The organism is Stenotrophomonas sp. YJH_SMC_69 (assembly GCF_059370495.1).
In genome coordinates, this window is record NZ_JCAFTS010000006.1 from 251,220 (window position 1) to 268,406 (window position 17,187).

The following is a 17,187-nucleotide window of genomic DNA, read 5'->3' on the forward strand; positions in this document are numbered from 1 at the left end:
CCGCCCGCAGCACCACAGGAGCCGATGTGTCCCGACTGACCGACTTGATCGCCCAGGCGAAGAAGAAAGATCCGCAGTTGGGGGCTGACCTGGACAGGGAGTTCAAGGTCCTGTCGTCGCGCCTGCCGTTCGGCCTGAACTTCGAACGGCACAGCCCGGAAGCGGTGGAACTGCCGCTACGACCAATTCGCAAGGGCGACAAGGTGCGGGTGTTACCGCCGCGCGGCGAGACCAAGAAGGGCGACCAGCGACTCTGGCAGGTAAAGGCCATCCATAAGGCGACGAAGACCGCCGACCTGGAATTGCTGGGTGTGGAAGAGCCGGAAACGCAGTCGGTCTCGCGGGATGATCTGGTGGTGGTCGCCGAGTTCCGCGACTTGATCCATCCCGGCCTCGTGAGCACGGGCAAGGTAACGCGCGGCGGCGACAAGCCTTTCCACACGGTCATCAATGGCGAGAACTACCACGTTCTGAAGGCGCTGACCTATACGCACCGAGGCAAATTGGATGCCATCTATATTGACCCTCCGTACAACACAGGTGCAAAGGACTGGAAGTACAACAACGATTACGTCGAGAGGGATGACCTGTATCGCCATAGCAAATGGCTGGCGATGATGGAACGTCGATTGCAGATTGCAAAAGAGCTTCTGAATCCTGCGGATTCAGTCCTTGTCGTCACTATCGACGAAAAGGAAGTTCATAGGCTCAGGCTACTTCTTGAGCAGGTTCTGCCCGAGGCAAAGGTTCAGATGATCACCTCGGTGATAAGTCAGAACGGAACGAGCCGTGATGGTGAATTTTCACGAGTTGAAGAGTATTTGCTGATTGCGCGAGTCGGGGCTTCGAAAATCGGAAGAACGAACGACAACATGCTTTCCGCTGAGGGGAAGGGGAAGGTAAGTCGCGTGTGGTTCAATTTTATGCGAACCAGTACGCCACGAGAGAAGCTAGAGGGCCAATTCTATCCAATTTTCATTGATCCGCAGAGGTCTTTGATTCTTGAGCTTGGCGACCCGGTTGGGAAGGGTCTCTCCGCTCCTAAGTTCGCTGAAACTAAAGACCGCATTGCTGTTTGGCCGCTACGTGATGATGGCAAGGCGGCTACGTGGGGTGCTATTCCGGATACTGCCAAGAAGCTGATAGAGGGCGGCTTCTTGAGGGTTGGGAAGAAAGACGAGGAGACCGGATACTGGAGCATTCAATACGTTCGCCAAGGCGATCAGAAGCGAATTGAATCTGGTCAAATTGAGGTCGTCGGGAAGCGTGAAGATAACTCTCTGATCCTTGAGCACACGGACGTTTCTCAGCGTGAAAGTTTTCCAAAAACTGTATGGAATAGAACATCGCACGACGCAACTGCACATGGAACACGACTCAACAAGGTGCTGATGCCAGGGCGAAGCTTCCCTTACCCAAAGTCACTGTACGCGGTTGAAGATACCCTGCGCTTCTTCATTAAAGACAAACCTGGTGCACTTGTTTTGGATTTTTTTAGCGGCTCAGGCACAACGGCGCATGCGGTTATGCGCTTGAACAAGCAGTACGGCGGCCGTCGGCAATGCATATCGGTCACCAACAACGAAGTGGCGGCCGACGAGCAGAAGGCTCTGCGTGAGCAAGGCTTTCGGCCGGGTGATCCCGAGTGGGAGAAGTGGGGTATCTGCGACTACATCACCAAGCCACGCGTGCAGGCAGCCATTACTGGCAAGACCCCAGATGGCGAGCCGATCAAAGGCGACTACAAGTTCACCGACGAGTTCCCGATGGCCGACGGGTTCGAGGAGAATGCCGAGTTCTTCACCCTGACCTACGAAGCTGAGAAGTCGGTCGGCCATAACTTGGCGTATGCCCGCATCGCGCCGCTGCTGTGGCTGCGCGCAGGCGCGTGCGGCAAGCGCATCGACAAACTGCCCGTCGAAGGCTGGGCTGTGGCCGATGCGTATGGTTTGCTGACCGAAGTGGATAAGGCCACACCCTTCATCACGGCCTTGGCCAAGGCCCATGACGCGCGCTTGGCCTTCATCGTCACCGACGACGACCGCCGCTTCCAATCCGTCGCCAGGCGCCTGCCCAAAGGCGTCGAGCCGGTACGCCTGTACGAGTCGTACCTGACCAATTTCAGCTTTACTAACGGGGAATGATGGTATGAAGTTCACCCTCAAGGACTACCAGCGCGACGCCGTGCGCGATGCCCTGGCCAATCTCAGGAAGGCCCGTCGCTACTGGCACAACGAGGGCGACAAGAGCGCCTTTTCCCTGACCGCCGTGACCGGCGCAGGCAAGACCGTCATGGCCGCCGCCGCGTTCGAGGCGCTATTCCACGGCGACGACGAATTCGACTTCGACGCCGACCCCGGCGCGGTGGTGATCTGGTTCAGCGATGATCCCTCCTTGAACGAGCAGACGCGCTTCCGCCTGCTGGAAGCCAGCGACCGCATCAACCACAGCGATATGGTGGTGGTCGAGCACCCCTTCAGTCGGCCCAAGTTCGAGGCCGGGAAAATCTACTTCCTCAACACGCAGAAGTTCAGCAAGAGCAGCCTGTTGGTACGCGGCTTCGACGACAAGGGCGGCCTGTTCGAGCAGCGGCCGGATGCGCAGGCATACACCTTGTGGGACACCATCCAGAACACCATCGAAGATCCCGGCCTGACCCTGTACCTGGTGCTGGACGAAGCGCATCGCGGCATGGGCACGCCGAGCGCTGCCAGTGAAACGGCCAGGAGCACCATCGTGCAGCGGATCATCAACGGCGCGTCCGGGGTGAAGGGCATCCCGGTGGCGTGGGGCATCTCGGCCACGGTGGAACGCTTCGACAAGGCGATTGCGAGCGCGGGCCAGCACGTCAAGCTACCGAATGTGGTGGTTGATCCGGTCAAAGTGCAGGAATCCGGCCTCATCAAGGACGACATCATTCTTGATGTTCCCGATGAAACCGGCGACTTCGATACCGTGCTGGTGCGCCGCGCCGCCGACAAGCTGAAGGAAGCGACCGAGGTCTGGGCCGAGTACGCGCGACAGCAGGAAGAATCGCGCGAAGTGGTGCCGCTGCTGGTGTTCCAGGTGCCCAACACCCCCGACCCGAACGAAGTTGGGCGCTGGCTGGATACGCTGTTCGCGCGCTACCCGGAATTGCCGCGCGATAGCGTGGCGCATGTGTTCGGCGAGCACACAACGCAGAGATTTGGTGGCCACCAAGTGCCCTACATCGAGCCGCAGCGGGTGCAGGAATCGACCGCGGTGCGCGTGCTGATCGCCAAGGACGCCATCAGTACCGGCTGGGACTGCCCGCGCGCCGAAGTGATGGTTTCCTTCCGCGCCGCCAGCGACAAGACCCATATCACGCAATTGCTCGGCCGCATGGTGCGCACCCCGCTGGCGCGGCGGATTCCCGGCAACGACCGCCTGAATTCGGTCGAGTGCCTGCTGCCGAAGTTCAACCGCAAGACCGTGGATGATGTGGTCAAGGCCTTGCTCCGTGGCGACGACACCACCCCGCCGACCGGGCGCATCCTGGTCAACCCGGTGGAGATGAAGCCCAACCCGGCCGCTTCGGCGGTTGTGTGGAAGGCCTTCGAGGCGCTGCCGTCGCAGACCCGGCCACAAAAGAGCGCCAAACCAGCCAAGCGCCTGACCGCGTTGGCGCAGGAACTGGCCGATGACGGCATCCTCGAAGGTGCCGGCAGGAAAGCCCATGCGGCCCTGCACGCGGCTCTGGACAAGTTCCAGAAAGACAACGCCGAGAAGATCAAGACCAAGCGCGATTCAGTGCTGGTGGTGGACGGCAAAACCGTGGTCGCCAGCCTGAAGAACAAGGCGATGACCTTCAACGAGTTCTGGGAGGAAGCCGACATCGCGGTGATCGACGACGCCTACCGGCGCGCGGCGCGCATCTTCAGTCCGGACATTGCGCGCACCTACGTCGAGTACCTGGCCGACAAGGTGGCGGATCGGGAGGAAGACCCCGAGGAATACCTGGAAGCCATCATGGAGGCGCGCGTGACCGTCGCCGGCCTGGGCCTGGTGACGGAAGTGCAGGCCTACTTCGACGCCGAGGCCGGCAAGCTGGCGAAGGCTTGGCTGGCCGAATACGCGCCGCGGATCAAGGTGCTGAAGCACGACCGCCAAGAAGCCTACCGGCAGATCATCGAGATGAGCACCGAGCCGCAGGACGTGGGCCTGGTCAAGCCGGAAAGCAAGTTTGAGATGACCAAGGTGCGCGAGGGCGATAAGGAAACCGACTTGCCGACCTGGAAGCACCACTTGCTGTGCGATGAAGGCGGGAACTATCCGACGCAGTTGAACGATTGGGAGACCACGGTCTTCGAGACCGAAACCAAGCGCGAGGGCTTCGCTTTCTGGTATCGCAACCCGCAGCATCCAGGGCAGTCGTCGCTGGGCATCGCTTACGTCGAGGCTGACCAATACAAGATCGTCCGCCCGGACTTCCTGTTCTTCGCCGAGCAGAACGGCAAGGTGGTGGTTGACCTGGTAGACCCGCACGGCCTGCACCTGGCCGATGCGCTGCCCAAGCTGCAAGGACTGGCGCAGTACGCCGAGACCCATGCCGGGACCTACCGGCGCATAGAGTCGGTCGCAGCGGCCAACGGCAAGCTGCGCGCGCTGGACCTGACCCGCCCGGAAGTGCGCAAGGCCATTGCCGAGGCCAAGGACGCGGCCGGACTGTTCGCTGGAGCGCTGGCAGACGACTACGAGTGAGCCGGGGTTTTAGTAGTTGTAGTAGGGATAGAGAAGCCCGCAGCTCAGTCGACTTTGTTCTACCTAGAATTTGCACGTTAGCTGCACGATCGCCGACGTTAGATATAGTGGTCACGTACGGGGGAACAAACGAATTTTCGGCGAAGTTTGCTTGGCTGTTACCCCCGCAATAGGCACCTATGCCTGCCCTGCCTGCCCTTCGCTTGGTCGAGAGGGCACCAGCCGTCTGCCCGCCCTGCCGCTTCCGCCTGAAGGGGAGGGGGACTATAGGGGGAGGGGGAGACCTAGGTTATTCCTAAGAGCCACTACGGATCACCGAGGTGGGACTGTTCAGTGCCATAGAGTTCCATAGACCACCTGGCGGTTAAGACCAGAGATTCACCACCACGAGTTATCCATGGTTCCACCGAGGTGATCCTAGGTGCTCCTCTGTCCGCCTTGATTGTCGTTGGGTTCGACTTCGGCGGTCTTGCTCCCTGATCTCCTCTACTGCTGTGTGGTCTCCGCCATCAAGGCTAGGAGGCCGCCGCTAAGCCGGCACCATTCACAGCCAAGGCCCGTCTGAGGGCCGCCCCGCAACCATCGCACCGCCCCGGTGCTGCAAGGCCCGTTTTCGCAAAACGGTGCCAACGCCTTTTCCCCAGCGCATTGCCCCTTGTCGCCGCACGCGGCAGGGGCGGCCGTGCGCGCCTGTCTGTCACCACCACGAGGATGCCCACGATGAGCAACGCCAACATGAAACTTTCCGGCAACCGCTGCCAGTGCCCGACCTGCGGCCAGTTCTTCAATTCCGTTTCGGTCTTCGACCGCCACCGCGTCGGCAGTTTCGACGATCCGGCCAACCCCCGCCGCTGCCTCACGATCCGTCAAATGCTCGCCAAAGGGTTCGCTCAGAACGGCAAGGGCTACTGGGTCAGACATCGCCGCAAGGCTGGCACCATTCGGCGCCAACGCGCGACCGAGGGCCACCCCGGTACGACTGTAGTGCCCCTGGCCGCCTAAGCAGCGCTTTCGTTAAGCGGTGCCAAGCGGGGCTGAAATGGTTCACCGCAAAATTCCGCGAGGGCATTTGACCCGTCGCGCATTCGCGGATCACCCCCGTACCCCCTTAGGCCCCTGCGGCGCACCGCCGCGATCCTTTCACCCCAATCCATCCAGCTCATCGAGGCCCTCAGCGACCGGACCGCTGGCGGGCCTTTCTGTTTTGAGGACGCAACCCCATGAACGATCTTCAGCAAGCCCCGGTTCCCTTCCACTTCCTGCGCCTGCCCGAAGTGCTCGCCACAGTTGGAGTGAGCAAATCCACCCTGTACGCCTGGATCAAGGAGGGGAAGTTCCCTAGGCCGGTACACCTGTCGGCGACGGCAGCGGTCTGGGTATCGATCGAGGTCGCCGAGTGGATGCAGGCGCGTGTGGCCGAACGTGATGCTAACATCGCGGCAGCCTGACACCGCTGACGGTAACTTTGGCGGTAGCTGCGAAACTTGAATTTGGGAAACCCGAATAAGTTCGCGGGGTTAGCTGCGCGGTTGGGAGCCTTCACGGCCCACCATTGCATTGACGATCAAGAAGGCGCCCAAGGGGCGCCTTTTTTGTTGCTTCCTTCAAAGCACTTCCGCAATGGGGGAAGCGCCGCTGCAACGATGCGGTGTTGCAGGTGCTATCGACTCCCCGGCGCCCGCTGGCAGCGGGTGCGGGGAGGCGGCGCTCCGCGCACCCGCTTCCGTCGCTGCTGCCCCCACGTCGCTCACCTTAAAAAAATTACCTTTAAGGTAACAATAAAGGTAATTTCAGGTAATTGATCTCATCAGAACCGGCCGTTTCCGGCCGGCCAGGGACGCTGTCAGCCGTAATGCGCGCGCAACAGCCCGGCGTCGTGGAAGGAAATGCCCTCGCGGATACACTCCTCCGCGCGCTCCATGTCCTTGTGCAACTGGATCAGTGCGTCGTCGGCGAGCTGCTCGATGTTGACCACACCGCAACATGCCTGATCGATCACATGCTGCATGGGTTCGCCCCAGCGTCGGCGTACGTTGCGGATCATGCGGCAATGCCACTCGCGCATGACCGCGTCCATGCGCCTCTCCCCGCGGACCACATGTGCGTCTCCCGCCACCACCCGCAATGCCGGCGCCGGGGTGCGCTCGCCGCGCAGTTCCTGGGTCCTAGCGGCCAACCGCTGTGCGAGCTCCTCGAGTCGCGTGTGAGTCATCCTTTGCCTCCCTGATCCGTCTTGCCAGAAGCTTCGTCAGGTCGAGCACATTGTCCGGTGCAGAGGGCTGACCGAACTCGTCCACGACCATGAATGCGGTCTCCAGCAGCACGGGATCGTAGATCCATTCCGGTGGATCGCCGACCAGCTCCAGGTAGTGCGAAAGCACCTTGACCGCAGCGCTCATTTTCTCGAAATCCAGTCCCGTAGATTGAGACTGAAGCGACACGTCTCCGTCCTGATCGACGCGATCCAGCGTTCCATGTGGAAGCTGCATCACTGATTCAAGATCGCGCGCAAGCCGATGGCCGATGCTCTTCGGGTTGCTCTCGGAAATCCACTGGCTGACCTGGGGCTGGGCCCAGCGGGTGCCACCGTACAGGCGGGCCCACTCGGCCGGGCCGCCGGCGGCGGCCACGCGGAGGCGCATGTTGAGGGTGCGAGCGGTACTGGCGTCCATCTGTAGATGGTGCGCTGCATTACCAATCCAGCAAATGACCAAAACGGTATTGACTATCCATTACCGTGACAGTAATGTGTGGCCCATGAACCTCATCGACTACGCCATCTCCCAAGGGGGCTACGGCACCCCCAGCTGTCCCGTCATGCGCCGCCTGGCCCACCAGACCGGCTGCGCGCTGCGGACCCTCTACATGATCGCCCGCGGCCACAAGCTGCCCGGCGCGCGCCTGTGCCGGCGCATCGAGCTGGCCACTGCGGGCACCGTGCGCCGCGAATCCCTGCGCCCGGATGTGTTCGGTCCGGCCCCGTCGCCCGTCAAAGGAGAAGCCACCCATGCAGCTTGATACGTTCGGTGAGTATGTCCGCAGCCGCCTAGAGCACTGGGGCGGCGAATATGCGCTGCATCGCGACTGCGAATACCTCGGCTTCCAGTCGCGCAACCTGCTGGCGGTGCTGATCGAGCATCGTGGTGACATGCCGGGGCGGGCCCAGGGCTACAAGCCTCTGGAAACCGATCAGCTGGCGCAGCAGATCGAAGACATCATCACGGCGGTCGCGCGTGACAACGTGGCGATGGCCTGTGCGCTGCGCGGCTACTACTGCGGGCGTGGCCGACGCAAGGTCGAACGATTCGAAACGGCGAATCTGCTGCTGGCCAACAGCGGGCAGCGGCCGGTATCCAACCGGCATTACCTCAACCTGGTCGAACTTGGCTTCCAGCGCGTACGTGGCTGGATGGAGGGCATCGCCCAGGCCGCATGAGCGGCGGAACCGATCTTCCGCCCGCCTCCCGACCGGAACAACCCTCGTGCCGAGCCGGCAGCGGGGCGGGCACCTCTTCGGGCCACGTCGATGCGACGCGGCCTGCATTCCCTCCAGGACCCATCATGAAAGAAGAAATCATCAGCACGGCCGGCGCGGCGGCCATCAAGTCGGCGCCGCCGGTTACCGTCGCCGGTGCGCTTGCAGCCGGCATCACCCTGGACCGCCTGGTCGTGGTCCTCACCATCATCTACCTGGCGGCGCAGATTGCCTATCTGGGCTGGCGCTGGCTGCGCGAATGGCGCCGCAGGGAGCGCGAATGAGCCGGCCCGGCAGTACATTGCCGGTACGCAGCCTGGTCGCCGCGCTTGCGCTGAGTGCTGCGGGCCTGATCGCCATCGTTGACCGCGAGGGATACACCGACGCCGCAGTGGTGCCCACGCGCAATGACCGGCCCACCTATGGCTTCGGCTCGACCGTTCGCGAGGATGGCACGCCGGTGAGGCTGGGCGACCGCACCACGCCGGCACGCGCGCTGCATGCCGTGCAGGCTCATCTGGCCAGGGAGGAAGGGGAGTTCCGCGCGTCGCTGCCCGGTGTGGCGCTCAGCCAGGGCGAGTACGACGTCTATGTCGATTTCCTCTACCAGTACGGCATCGGCAACTGGCGCGCGTCGTCGATGCGCCGGCATCTGCTGCAGGGTGAGTATCACCAGGCCTGCGATGCCTTGCTGCTGTGGAGGCGGGCAGGGGGCTACGACTGTTCAACCCGCATCGACGGCCGCCCCAACACCGTGTGCTGGGGAGTGTGGGAGCGCCAGCAGCAGCGCCATGCGCGTTGCCTGGCGGAGCAGTGACCCATGCCGCGCATGCTGGTGGTGATGGCGTCGCTGCTGCTGTGGTCGTTGCTGATGTTCATGACTGGCTGGCGTTGGCGCGGTGATCGCAGCGACCTCGCGATGGCGCGTGCCGATGTGGAGCAACAGGCCGGCGCGGTGCAGTCCGAACGGCGGTTGCGCCGGGATCAGGAAGAACGGAGCGAGGCGATGGCCTCACTGGGGGAACAACATGAACAGGATCGTGAGCGCGCGGCCGAGGTGGATGCCGATGTGGTGGCTGCCCTGCGCGCTGGCACTCTCCGCCTGCGCGACGACCTCGCCGCGTGCCATACCGGCCGTCTGTCCGAAGCCGCCGCCCGCACCGGCGAACGTGATGCGGGCGCCCGGTTACGAGCAGAGGTTGCGGCAGCGCTTGTTCGAATCGGACGCGATGCCGACGACCAGCTCCGTGCCTGCCAGGCCGTGATCGAACTGGATCGCCGTTGAGGGCGCCGGCGCAGTTATGCTGGCCGTCCTCTCGAAAATGGAAGTTCGCATGCGCGTCGTCGCTCTCTCCGCTCTGATCCTGCTGGCCGCCGCAGGGCCGGGCCTCGCAGCTGTTCCCACCGTGCCGGCAGCACCGCCGGCATCGACCGCTGCGGCCGCACCACTGGTCATCGGCGAGACCTTCACCGTGCAGTCGAAGGCACTGGGCGAGACCCGCCGCATCAATGTCTATCGTCCGCAGCCCTGGGGCCTGGATCCGAAGGCGCCGCTGCCGGTGCTGTACATGGCCGATGGCGGCATCGGCGAGGATTTCCTGCATGTGGCAGGGCTGGTGCAGGTGCTGACCGGCAATGGCAGCATGCGTCCGTTCCTGCTGGTCGGCATCGAGAATACCGAGCGCCGCCGCGACATGACCGGCCCCAGCAGCGACCCGCAGGACCAGAAGATCGCGCCACGCATCGGTGGCTCGGCGGCCTACCGCAGCTTCCTGCGTGATGAACTGATGCCGCAGGTACGCCAGCGCTACCCGACCACAGACGAGCGTGCGCTGATCGGTGAGTCGCTGGCTGGCCTGTTCGTGGTCGAGACGCTGCTGCAGGAGCCGACGCTGTTCAACAGCTATATCGCGCTGGACCCCAGCCTGTGGTGGAACCGTGGTGCGATGCTGGCCGGAGCATCCCGGCAGCTGCCGGCGGTGACGCGTGCACAGCCGCACGTGTTCCTGGCCAGCAGCGGGCAACCGGAACTGGCCGCCTCCACGGCACGACTGGCCGCGCTGCTGCAGCAGGCCTCGCCGTCGCCGCTGGTGAAGTACCTGCCGCTGCCGGAGGAAACCCACGCGACCGTCTACCACCCGGCCGCATTGCAGGCGCTGCGCACACTGTTCCCGGCGCCGCCGCCGGCCTCGCCCTGACCGCGCGTGGCGCGGCGCCGCGCGACGTGTGAGGATGCGGTAGCGACGCCACCCGGGTGCGTCGCCCGCAACGGGAGAGTGTGGATGCAGCGTGTGCGTGGATGGAGTGTGGCGGCCTGCCTGGCCATGGGGGGCTGTGCGATGTCGGTGGCGCCACCGGCAACTCCGGATGAAGCGAAGGAAAGCGCGGCCACCGCCGCGCAGGGCGTGGTGCTGCCGGATACCGAGGCGCTGCGCGTGCACGACCCGGTGGGACGCGATTACCCGATCTGGGTGGCGTTGCCGGCCGACTACGCCGCACATCCGGAAAAGCACTATCCGGTGCTGTACGTGACCGATGCGCTGTACAGCTTCCCGCTGGTGCGCAGCGTGCGCAACCTGGTCGGGCAGAAGGGCGTCAACATCGAGGATTTCATCCTGGTCGGGCTGCCGCCGCAGGAAGGCCTGACCTCCAGGCAGAGCCGCTCGCGGGATTACACGCCGAGCGATCCGGCGCGCACCGATCCGCGTGACTACAGCGACGACGTCAGCTACGGCGGCGCCGCGCATTACCGCGACTTCCTCGCCGAGCGCGTACTGCCGCTGATCGATGCGCGCTACCGCACCGATCCGGCGCGGCGAGCCTATGCCGGTCATTCCTATGGCGGCCTGTTCGGCGCCTACGTGCTGACCACGCGCCCGGACATGTTCCGCAGCTACATCCTGTCCAGCCCGTCGCTGTGGTTCGACAACCATCGGGTGCCGCGCATGCTGGCCGAAGCCAAGGCGCCTGCGCAGCCGACCACGGTGGTGCTGTCGATCGGCAGCTTCGAAACGGTCAAGCCGGAGCCGCGCTATTTCACCCGCAACGACATGCTGCGCCACAACGCCGAGTTCGCCGAGCAGCTGCGCAGCAGCGGGCGATCATTGAAGGTGGAGAACATGGTGATCGACGGCGAGGACCATTTCACCGTCTACCCGGACATGATCACCCGCGCGCTGCTGAAGGTGTTCCCGGGTACCGGGCCGTACAGCAGCGGATGATGGGTGCCTCAGGCCGCCTGTGCATCCGGCCCGGTCAATACGCCCACATCGGCGTGCCGGAAGCACAGCCGGATGGCGTCGAGCAGCTCGCTCATGTTGTAGGGTTTGGGCAGGAAATGGATGCCGTCGCGGAGCTGCGGCAGCACCTGGTGCTGGTCCATGCCCGACGTCACCAGGATCGGCAGCTGGGGATACAGGCTGCGGACCCGGTTGGCGGCTTCAATGCCACTGATCGCACCCAGATTGACGTCGGTGAACAGCAGGTCGAAACGCTCACCGGCCGCCAGCAGGCCCAGCGCCGCTTCGGCAGAGCTCACGCCCACTACGTGGCAGGCCTGGCTTTCCAGCGCCAGTCGGCTCAGCTCGCGGGTTTCCTCGGCGTCCTCGATGAGCAGGACGCGGGGTTCAACGTGGCGCTTGGACAGCAACATGACGCGACAACTCCGGACAGCAACGGTGAAAAGGCGCGCAAGTATGCGCAAGCCGGTAGTGATCCCGACGTGCACGGCAAGCTAAGCGGGCGTTACAGCCCTCTCTGGCGCCTGAACCGCACGTGCCAGGCCAGCACCGCCACCGCGAGCAGGGCGGTGCCGATGCGCAGGCAGGTGGCCTGCCAACCCAATGCGATGGCGTCATCGAGGCTGAACACATTCCAGGCAAGGTTCATCGAAACATGCAGGACCAGGCCGCACCACAGGGTGTCGCCGTCGAGGTGGTCGAGCCAGGCGAAGATGAAGCCGCCCAGCGCGATCACCGCGCCAATGAACAGTGCGATGCCGCCGCCGTCGAACCCGCCGAAGCCGAGCCAGTGCACCATGCCGAACAGCAGTGCCTGCGGCAGCGCGAGCAACGGCCACGGACCGCGCACGATCTTCACCAGCAGCACGAAGCCGAGGCCACGGAACAGCACTTCCTCGGCCAGCGGGAACAGCGCGGCCAGCATCGTGGCATCCAGCGCAGTCAGCGCCGTGTTCGGAGTTCCGAGCAGCGCCAGTCCCAGCCAGCAGGGCAGGCTGGCCAGCAGCACCCACAACGGGCCGCCCCAGCCGTTTCCGCGCAGTCCCAAGCTGGCCATCAGGCCCATGTCACGGGGCCGCAGCAGCGCGGCCAGCAGCAGTGCCACCAGCACCGCCAGAGCGTTGTCCAACAGGCTGCCGCCATAGGGGATGGGCAGTGCGGGAACCGGTGTGCCGATGGCCGCGGCGATATCCCGCAGGTTCAGGCCAAGGCCGACACCCAGCAGCACCAGCAACAGGCGCGCGGTGGTGGGCAGGCGGGACAACACGGTCATGTACGCATTCCCTGCGGGACAAGGGCGCAGTGTGCCGCGCGGTACGCATGTGGGCACGCGCCGGAAGTCCCTGTGCCATCGGTCACGCGTTGCCGCACAGTCATCGCGGTGCAGGTACAGTCGAAACCAGACCGACAGGAGCAATACCGATGCTGTGCCCCGTGTGCAAGACCCAGACGCTGCAGATGGCCGAACGCCACGGCATCGAGATCGATTACTGCCCAAGTTGCCGCGGCGTGTGGCTGGATCGTGGTGAGCTGGACAAGATCATCGAGCGCGCAGGCGCCGGTGCGGCCGTACCGCCGCCAGCGCCCGTGCTGGCTCAGCCGGCGTCGCCGCCACCGGTGATGCACCGTGATACCCGCCACCTCGGCCAGCGCTACGAGGACAACCGGGGCCAGGGCTACAAGAAAAAGAAGAAGGACAGCTTCCTGTCGGAACTGTTCGATTTCTAGTTTGTAGCGTCGAGCCATGCTCGACTGGATATTGCAGACCCTGGCCAAGCATGGCTCGACGCTACATGGGCTGCATGATCATGGCCGCCGCAGGATGAACTCGCGGTCGTGGGTATCACCGACGATGAAGTCGTACTCGCCGACCTTGCTGCAGCCATAGCGCGCGTAGAAGCGCTGCGCGCCGAAGTTTTCTTCCCATACGCCCACCCACAGGGTGCGGCGCCGCGGCTGGTCCAGCCAGGCCATGAACGCGTCCATCAGGCGTGCACCATGGCCGCCGTTCTGGTGTGCGGCCAGGATGTAGAACCGCTTCAGTTCGATGTCGCCCTCGCGTGCATCGGCATGCGGCAGGGTGTTGGCACCGGCGGCCAGGTAGCCGACCACGGCGTCGCCGTCCATCAGCAGCCAGATGGCACTGCGTGGGTCGGACAGTTCAGTGCGCTGCGGTTCCCTGCTGTAGTGCGCCTGCAGGAAATCATGCAGCTCCTGCGCGGGGTACGAGTCGCCCCAGGTTTCGGTGTAGGTGGTGATGGCGATCGCCGACAGGGCGTCGACATCGGCAAGGGTGGCGCGGCGGATCTGCAACGACATGGCGGTGCCTGCACTGGAACGTGGCGCAGTGTAGCCGGCCCCGGCGGCTGCCGGGGCTGGCCATTGCGCACGAGCCGCTGCTCAGAACCACATGCGCACGCCGGCCACCCAGCGTGTGTCGCGCGCGTGGTCGCCGGCGTAGTCGGCGGTGTCGCCAAACGTGCGCTCGTGGCTGATGCCGATGTATGGCGCAAAGCGGCGGCTGAACTCATAGCGCAGGCGCAGCCCGGCTTCGACCTTGTTCAGTCCGCGACCAATGCCGTACTCCGGTTCATCCCTGGCAGCGACGGTGGCTTCCAGCAGCGGCTGCAGGATCAGGCGGTTGGTCAGCAGCACGTCGTACTCGACCTCGGCCTTGGCCAGCACCTGGCCGCCGGAACCCATATACAGCGTGGCCGAGCTCTCGAACTTGTACGGTGCCAGCCCCTGGATGCCGATGGCCGCCCACGTGCGCGAGTCGGCCGGCCGGAAGTCCTGGCGCACGCCGACCAGCACGTCCCACCACGGCGACACGCTGCGCCCATACAGTGCTTCCAGCGACGATGACTCGGTGCGGCCGCGGCTGCGTTCGCCATCGGTGCGCAGCCACAGGCGGTTGATGTTGCCACCGATCCAGCCGGTGGCCTCCCAGGCCTGGCCGTTGCTGCTCTTGCCGTCCCAATGTTCGAGGCGGTCGATCAGCAGCAGGCTGTTGATCTCCGGCGCATGCTCCATCGCGCCGTGCGCGATCGGTGGGAATGCAGCGGCACGATCGGCATCGGACGGCACCGGGATGGGGTCGCGCGGTTCGGTGGGCGCGTGCGTGGCATGGCCCATTGCCCCGTGGTCCATCTGCGAATGGTCCATCGCCGCCGGTTGCATCGCGCCATGGTCCATCTTCGAGTGATCCATGCCGGCATGATCTGTGGTGCCCGAATCCATCTTCGAATGATCCATCTTCGAATGATCGGCCTGTTCGACCGGCGCGTTGGCGGTCTTTGCGGGCGGATCCATCGCGGCCATGTCATGCCCGGCGTGCGACTGCGCGAACACCGGCAATGCGGCGACCAGGCCCAGGGCCAGCAGGCTGGGGGAAAGCAGTGAGCGGCTCATTCTTCGATCCTCACTTCGCGCATCATGCCCGCTTCCATGTGGTACAGCAGATGGCAGTGGTAGGCCCAGCGGCCGAGCGCATCGGCGCGCACGCGGTAGCTGCGGCGGGTGCCGGGCGGCATGTCGATGGTGTGCTTGCGCACCTGGAATTCCTCCTGCGCGTTCTCCAGATCGCTCCACACGCCATGCAGGTGGATCGGGTGCTGCATCATGGTGTCGTTGACCAGCACGATGCGCATGCGCTCGCCGTAGTTCAGCCGCAGCGGTTCGGCGCTGGCGAACGGAATGCCATCGAACGACCAGGAGAATTTCTCCATGTGCCCGGTCAGGTGCAGTTCGATCTCACGGCTGGGCTCGCGGCCATCGGGGTCCTCGAACAGGCTGCGCATCGCGCCATAGGTCAGCACCTGGCGGCCGTTGTCGCGCAGGCCGATGCCGGGGTCGTCCAGCTTCGGTTCGGTCGCCGAGCTCTGCATGTCCACCAGCGGGTTGTTGCGCTCGCTGGGCGGGTGCTTTGGCGCCTTGCTGGCGGCATCACCGCCGCCATGCGCACCGTGGCCCATGCTGGCGCCGCAGCCGCCTTCCATGCCCTTCATCGCGGTCATGTCGTGGCCGCCGTGGCCACCACTGCCCATGTCGTGGCCCATGTCGCTCATCGTCAGCAACGGGCGCGGGTCGCGCTCGGGAATCGGCGCCTGCAGGCCATGGCGCACCGCCAGCGTGCCGGCAGCGTGGCCGGTGCGGCCCATGTCCTGGCAGAAGATCGTGTAGGCATCCTGGCCGCTCGGTTCCACCAGCACATCGTAGGTCTCGGCCGGCGCGATGCGGAATTCATCGATGCTGACCGGGTGGATGTACTGGCCATCAGCGGCGACCACGGTCATCTTCAAACCGGGGATGCGCACGTCGAAGTAGGTCATCGAGGCGCCATTGATGAAACGCAGCAGCACCTTCTCGCCGCTGCGGAACAGCCCGGTCCAGTTGCCGGCCGGGGCGGTGCCGTTCATCAGGTAGGTGTAGGTGTGGGCGTTGATGTCGGAGATGTCGGTCGGCGTCATCCGCATCCGCCCCCACATGCCACGGTCGGACAGCGCGGCTGACCAGCCCCCGCGCTTCACGTCACGCAGGAAGTCGGGCAGGGTGCGCTTGTAGTAGTTGTCATGCTCGGCGAGCTTCTTCATGCGCCGGAACAGCGCACCCGGATCCATGTCGGTCCAGTCGGACAGCATGATCACGTGCTCGCGGTCGTGCCGGTACGGCGCCGGTTCGGCCGGATCGATGATCAGCGCGCCGTACAGGCCGGCCTGCTCCTGGAACATCGAGTGGCTGTGGTACCAGTAGGTACCCGACTGCTTCAGCTGGAAGTGGTAGTGGTAGGTCTCGCCGGGGCCGATGCCGTTGAAGCTCAGGCCGGGCACGCCGTCCATGTTGGCCGACAGCAGGATGCCGTGCCAGTGGATCGAGGTCGGGTGGCGTTCCAGCGTGTTGCGGACGAACAGGTCCACGGTCTGGCCTTCGCGCCAGCGCAGGATCGGCGCCGGCAGCGATCCATTGACGGTGATCGCCGGGCGGGTGCGGCCGGTGAAGTTGGCCAGTGATTCGCCGATGGCCAGTTCGATGCGGGTGTCGCTGAGCACGGCTGGGGCGCCGGCCAGGCGCGGGGTGGCCGTGGCGGCGGCGAGCGCGCGCTGTGGTACGCCGACGGCGGCGATGCCGGCAACCACGCCGCCGGCGGCCAGGCCCTGCACGAACAGGCGGCGCGACGGCATGGGCACGGCGCCCGGACCGGGGGGAATGCGGGTATTCATGGTGGTGACTCCAGACACGTAAAGACGCCGGCAGGTGGCCGGCTACGGTGCGCAGGGCGCACGGTGCATGTGGAATCAGCCGATGGGAGGGCGTGAGATCGGCGGCAGCGGCGGCGCCGGACGGCCGGTGGCCGGCATCGGCTGCGGGGCCAGCGACAGCGCCGGGCCGGCCATGAACGGCAACGGCTGCACCACCAGCAACGGGTGCTGGGCACAGCTGCGCACGCAGTCCTTGATCTGGCAGTGGGCGTCGTGGGCGGAGGCCTTGGCCTGCGGGGCCGGGTCGGCCTGCATGCCGGCGTGGTGGTGGCAGTCGGCGTCACCGCCAGCTGCGGCTGCCGCGACGGCGTGTGCCATCCGCCCCATTTCTTCATGACCGCTGGCCATGGCCGCGTTCAGCCCGTTGAGCAACAGGCTGAGCATGAGCACGACACGAAGCAGGGTCGAGGCCAGGGACATGGCGCTAATCTAGCCGCAAGCGGGCGCGGATGCACTTCCGGCTGAATGGCCGGTTCAAGGTTGGAGCTGCACC

Annotated in this window: 20 protein-coding genes; 12 read left to right on the forward strand and 8 right to left on the reverse strand. The window is 64.7% G+C overall.

Annotated elements, in window-relative coordinates; genetic code table 11:
• The first annotated feature begins 26 nt into the window (after positions 1–26).
• From AC5P8F_RS12980 to AC5P8F_RS12995, 4 genes are all read left to right on the forward strand, one after another.
• On the forward strand, positions 27–2,144 hold the full coding sequence (locus tag AC5P8F_RS12980; RefSeq protein ID WP_495228299.1) for a site-specific DNA-methyltransferase: 2,118 nt from the start codon (positions 27–29) through the stop codon (positions 2,142–2,144).
• 4 nt (positions 2,145–2,148) lie between these two features.
• Positions 2,149–4,722 (forward strand): DEAD/DEAH box helicase, encoded by a 2,574-nt coding sequence (locus tag AC5P8F_RS12985; RefSeq protein ID WP_495228301.1) that lies wholly within the window; start codon positions 2,149–2,151, stop codon positions 4,720–4,722.
• Between the two features lie 720 nt (positions 4,723–5,442).
• Positions 5,443–5,724 (forward strand): hypothetical protein, encoded by a 282-nt coding sequence (locus tag AC5P8F_RS12990; RefSeq protein WP_495228303.1) that lies wholly within the window; start codon positions 5,443–5,445, stop codon positions 5,722–5,724.
• Between the two features lie 218 nt (positions 5,725–5,942).
• Positions 5,943–6,170 carry a helix-turn-helix transcriptional regulator gene (locus tag AC5P8F_RS12995; RefSeq protein ID WP_495228305.1) on the forward strand — a complete coding sequence of 76 codons (228 nt, stop codon included), beginning with the start codon at positions 5,943–5,945 and terminating at the stop codon, positions 6,168–6,170.
• A gap of 395 nt (positions 6,171–6,565) precedes the next feature.
• On the opposite strand, the gene AC5P8F_RS13000 is transcribed toward AC5P8F_RS12995, so the two are convergent.
• Positions 6,566–6,934 carry a hypothetical protein gene (locus AC5P8F_RS13000; protein WP_495228315.1) on the reverse strand — a complete coding sequence of 123 codons (369 nt, stop codon included), beginning with the start codon at positions 6,932–6,934 and terminating at the stop codon, positions 6,566–6,568.
• The gene (locus tag AC5P8F_RS13005) at positions 6,888–7,394 is read right to left on the reverse strand and encodes a hypothetical protein (protein ID WP_041863715.1); all 507 of its coding nucleotides are present in this window, start codon (positions 7,392–7,394) and stop codon (positions 6,888–6,890) included. Before AC5P8F_RS13005 ends, AC5P8F_RS13000 begins: the two co-directional genes overlap by 47 nt.
• Positions 7,395–7,479: 85 nt before the next feature.
• Between AC5P8F_RS13005 and AC5P8F_RS13010 the strand changes: the two genes are divergently transcribed.
• The 7 genes from AC5P8F_RS13010 (at position 7,480) to AC5P8F_RS13040 (ending at position 11,418) form a co-directional block, all read left to right on the forward strand.
• Positions 7,480–7,740, forward strand: a complete 261-nt coding sequence (locus AC5P8F_RS13010; protein WP_164077280.1) for a YdaS family helix-turn-helix protein — start codon at positions 7,480–7,482, stop codon at positions 7,738–7,740.
• Positions 7,730–8,158 (forward strand): hypothetical protein, encoded by a 429-nt coding sequence (locus tag AC5P8F_RS13015; protein ID WP_014038211.1) that lies wholly within the window; start codon positions 7,730–7,732, stop codon positions 8,156–8,158. Before AC5P8F_RS13010 ends, AC5P8F_RS13015 begins: the two co-directional genes overlap by 11 nt.
• A gap of 125 nt (positions 8,159–8,283) precedes the next feature.
• On the forward strand, positions 8,284–8,481 hold the full coding sequence (locus AC5P8F_RS13020; protein WP_014038210.1) for a hypothetical protein: 198 nt from the start codon (positions 8,284–8,286) through the stop codon (positions 8,479–8,481).
• A complete protein-coding gene (locus AC5P8F_RS13025; RefSeq protein ID WP_346601436.1) occupies positions 8,478–9,014 on the forward strand; it encodes a glycoside hydrolase family protein in 537 nt (178 codons plus the stop codon). Before AC5P8F_RS13020 ends, AC5P8F_RS13025 begins: the two co-directional genes overlap by 4 nt.
• A gap of 3 nt (positions 9,015–9,017) precedes the next feature.
• A complete protein-coding gene (locus AC5P8F_RS13030; protein ID WP_180835141.1) occupies positions 9,018–9,482 on the forward strand; it encodes a lysis system spanin subunit in 465 nt (154 codons plus the stop codon).
• Between the two features lie 49 nt (positions 9,483–9,531).
• On the forward strand, positions 9,532–10,395 hold the full coding sequence (locus tag AC5P8F_RS13035) for an alpha/beta hydrolase (protein ID WP_100450488.1): 864 nt from the start codon (positions 9,532–9,534) through the stop codon (positions 10,393–10,395).
• Between the two features lie 84 nt (positions 10,396–10,479).
• Entirely contained in the window at positions 10,480–11,418 is a 939-nt protein-coding gene (locus tag AC5P8F_RS13040) for an alpha/beta hydrolase (protein ID WP_046432083.1), read from the forward strand.
• Between the two features lie 8 nt (positions 11,419–11,426).
• Here the strand turns inward: AC5P8F_RS13040 and AC5P8F_RS13045 are convergent, their stop codons facing one another.
• A complete protein-coding gene (locus AC5P8F_RS13045; RefSeq protein WP_014648113.1) occupies positions 11,427–11,849 on the reverse strand; it encodes a response regulator in 423 nt (140 codons plus the stop codon).
• Between the two features lie 92 nt (positions 11,850–11,941).
• Positions 11,942–12,709, reverse strand: a complete 768-nt coding sequence (locus AC5P8F_RS13050) for a CPBP family glutamic-type intramembrane protease (RefSeq protein WP_049440326.1) — start codon at positions 12,707–12,709, stop codon at positions 11,942–11,944.
• Positions 12,710–12,858: 149 nt separating this feature from the next.
• Here AC5P8F_RS13050 and AC5P8F_RS13055 point away from each other — a divergent pair, with 149 nt between their 5' ends.
• Positions 12,859–13,164, forward strand: a complete 306-nt coding sequence (locus AC5P8F_RS13055; RefSeq protein WP_046432080.1) for a TFIIB-type zinc ribbon-containing protein — start codon at positions 12,859–12,861, stop codon at positions 13,162–13,164.
• Positions 13,165–13,242: 78 nt separating this feature from the next.
• On the opposite strand, the gene AC5P8F_RS13060 is transcribed toward AC5P8F_RS13055, so the two are convergent.
• The 4 genes from AC5P8F_RS13060 to AC5P8F_RS13075 form a co-directional block, all read right to left on the reverse strand.
• Positions 13,243–13,755 carry a GNAT family N-acetyltransferase gene (locus AC5P8F_RS13060; RefSeq protein ID WP_134809200.1) on the reverse strand — a complete coding sequence of 171 codons (513 nt, stop codon included), beginning with the start codon at positions 13,753–13,755 and terminating at the stop codon, positions 13,243–13,245.
• A gap of 81 nt (positions 13,756–13,836) precedes the next feature.
• Positions 13,837–14,847, reverse strand: coding sequence for a copper resistance protein B (locus AC5P8F_RS13065; RefSeq protein ID WP_049440322.1), 1,011 nt, complete (start codon positions 14,845–14,847; stop codon positions 13,837–13,839).
• On the reverse strand, positions 14,844–16,655 hold the full coding sequence (locus AC5P8F_RS13070) for a copper resistance system multicopper oxidase (RefSeq protein WP_049440320.1): 1,812 nt from the start codon (positions 16,653–16,655) through the stop codon (positions 14,844–14,846). Before AC5P8F_RS13070 ends, AC5P8F_RS13065 begins: the two co-directional genes overlap by 4 nt.
• A gap of 75 nt (positions 16,656–16,730) precedes the next feature.
• Positions 16,731–17,114, reverse strand: a complete 384-nt coding sequence (locus AC5P8F_RS13075) for a CopL family metal-binding regulatory protein (RefSeq protein ID WP_049406146.1) — start codon at positions 17,112–17,114, stop codon at positions 16,731–16,733.
• Between the last annotated feature and the right edge of the window lie 73 nt (positions 17,115–17,187).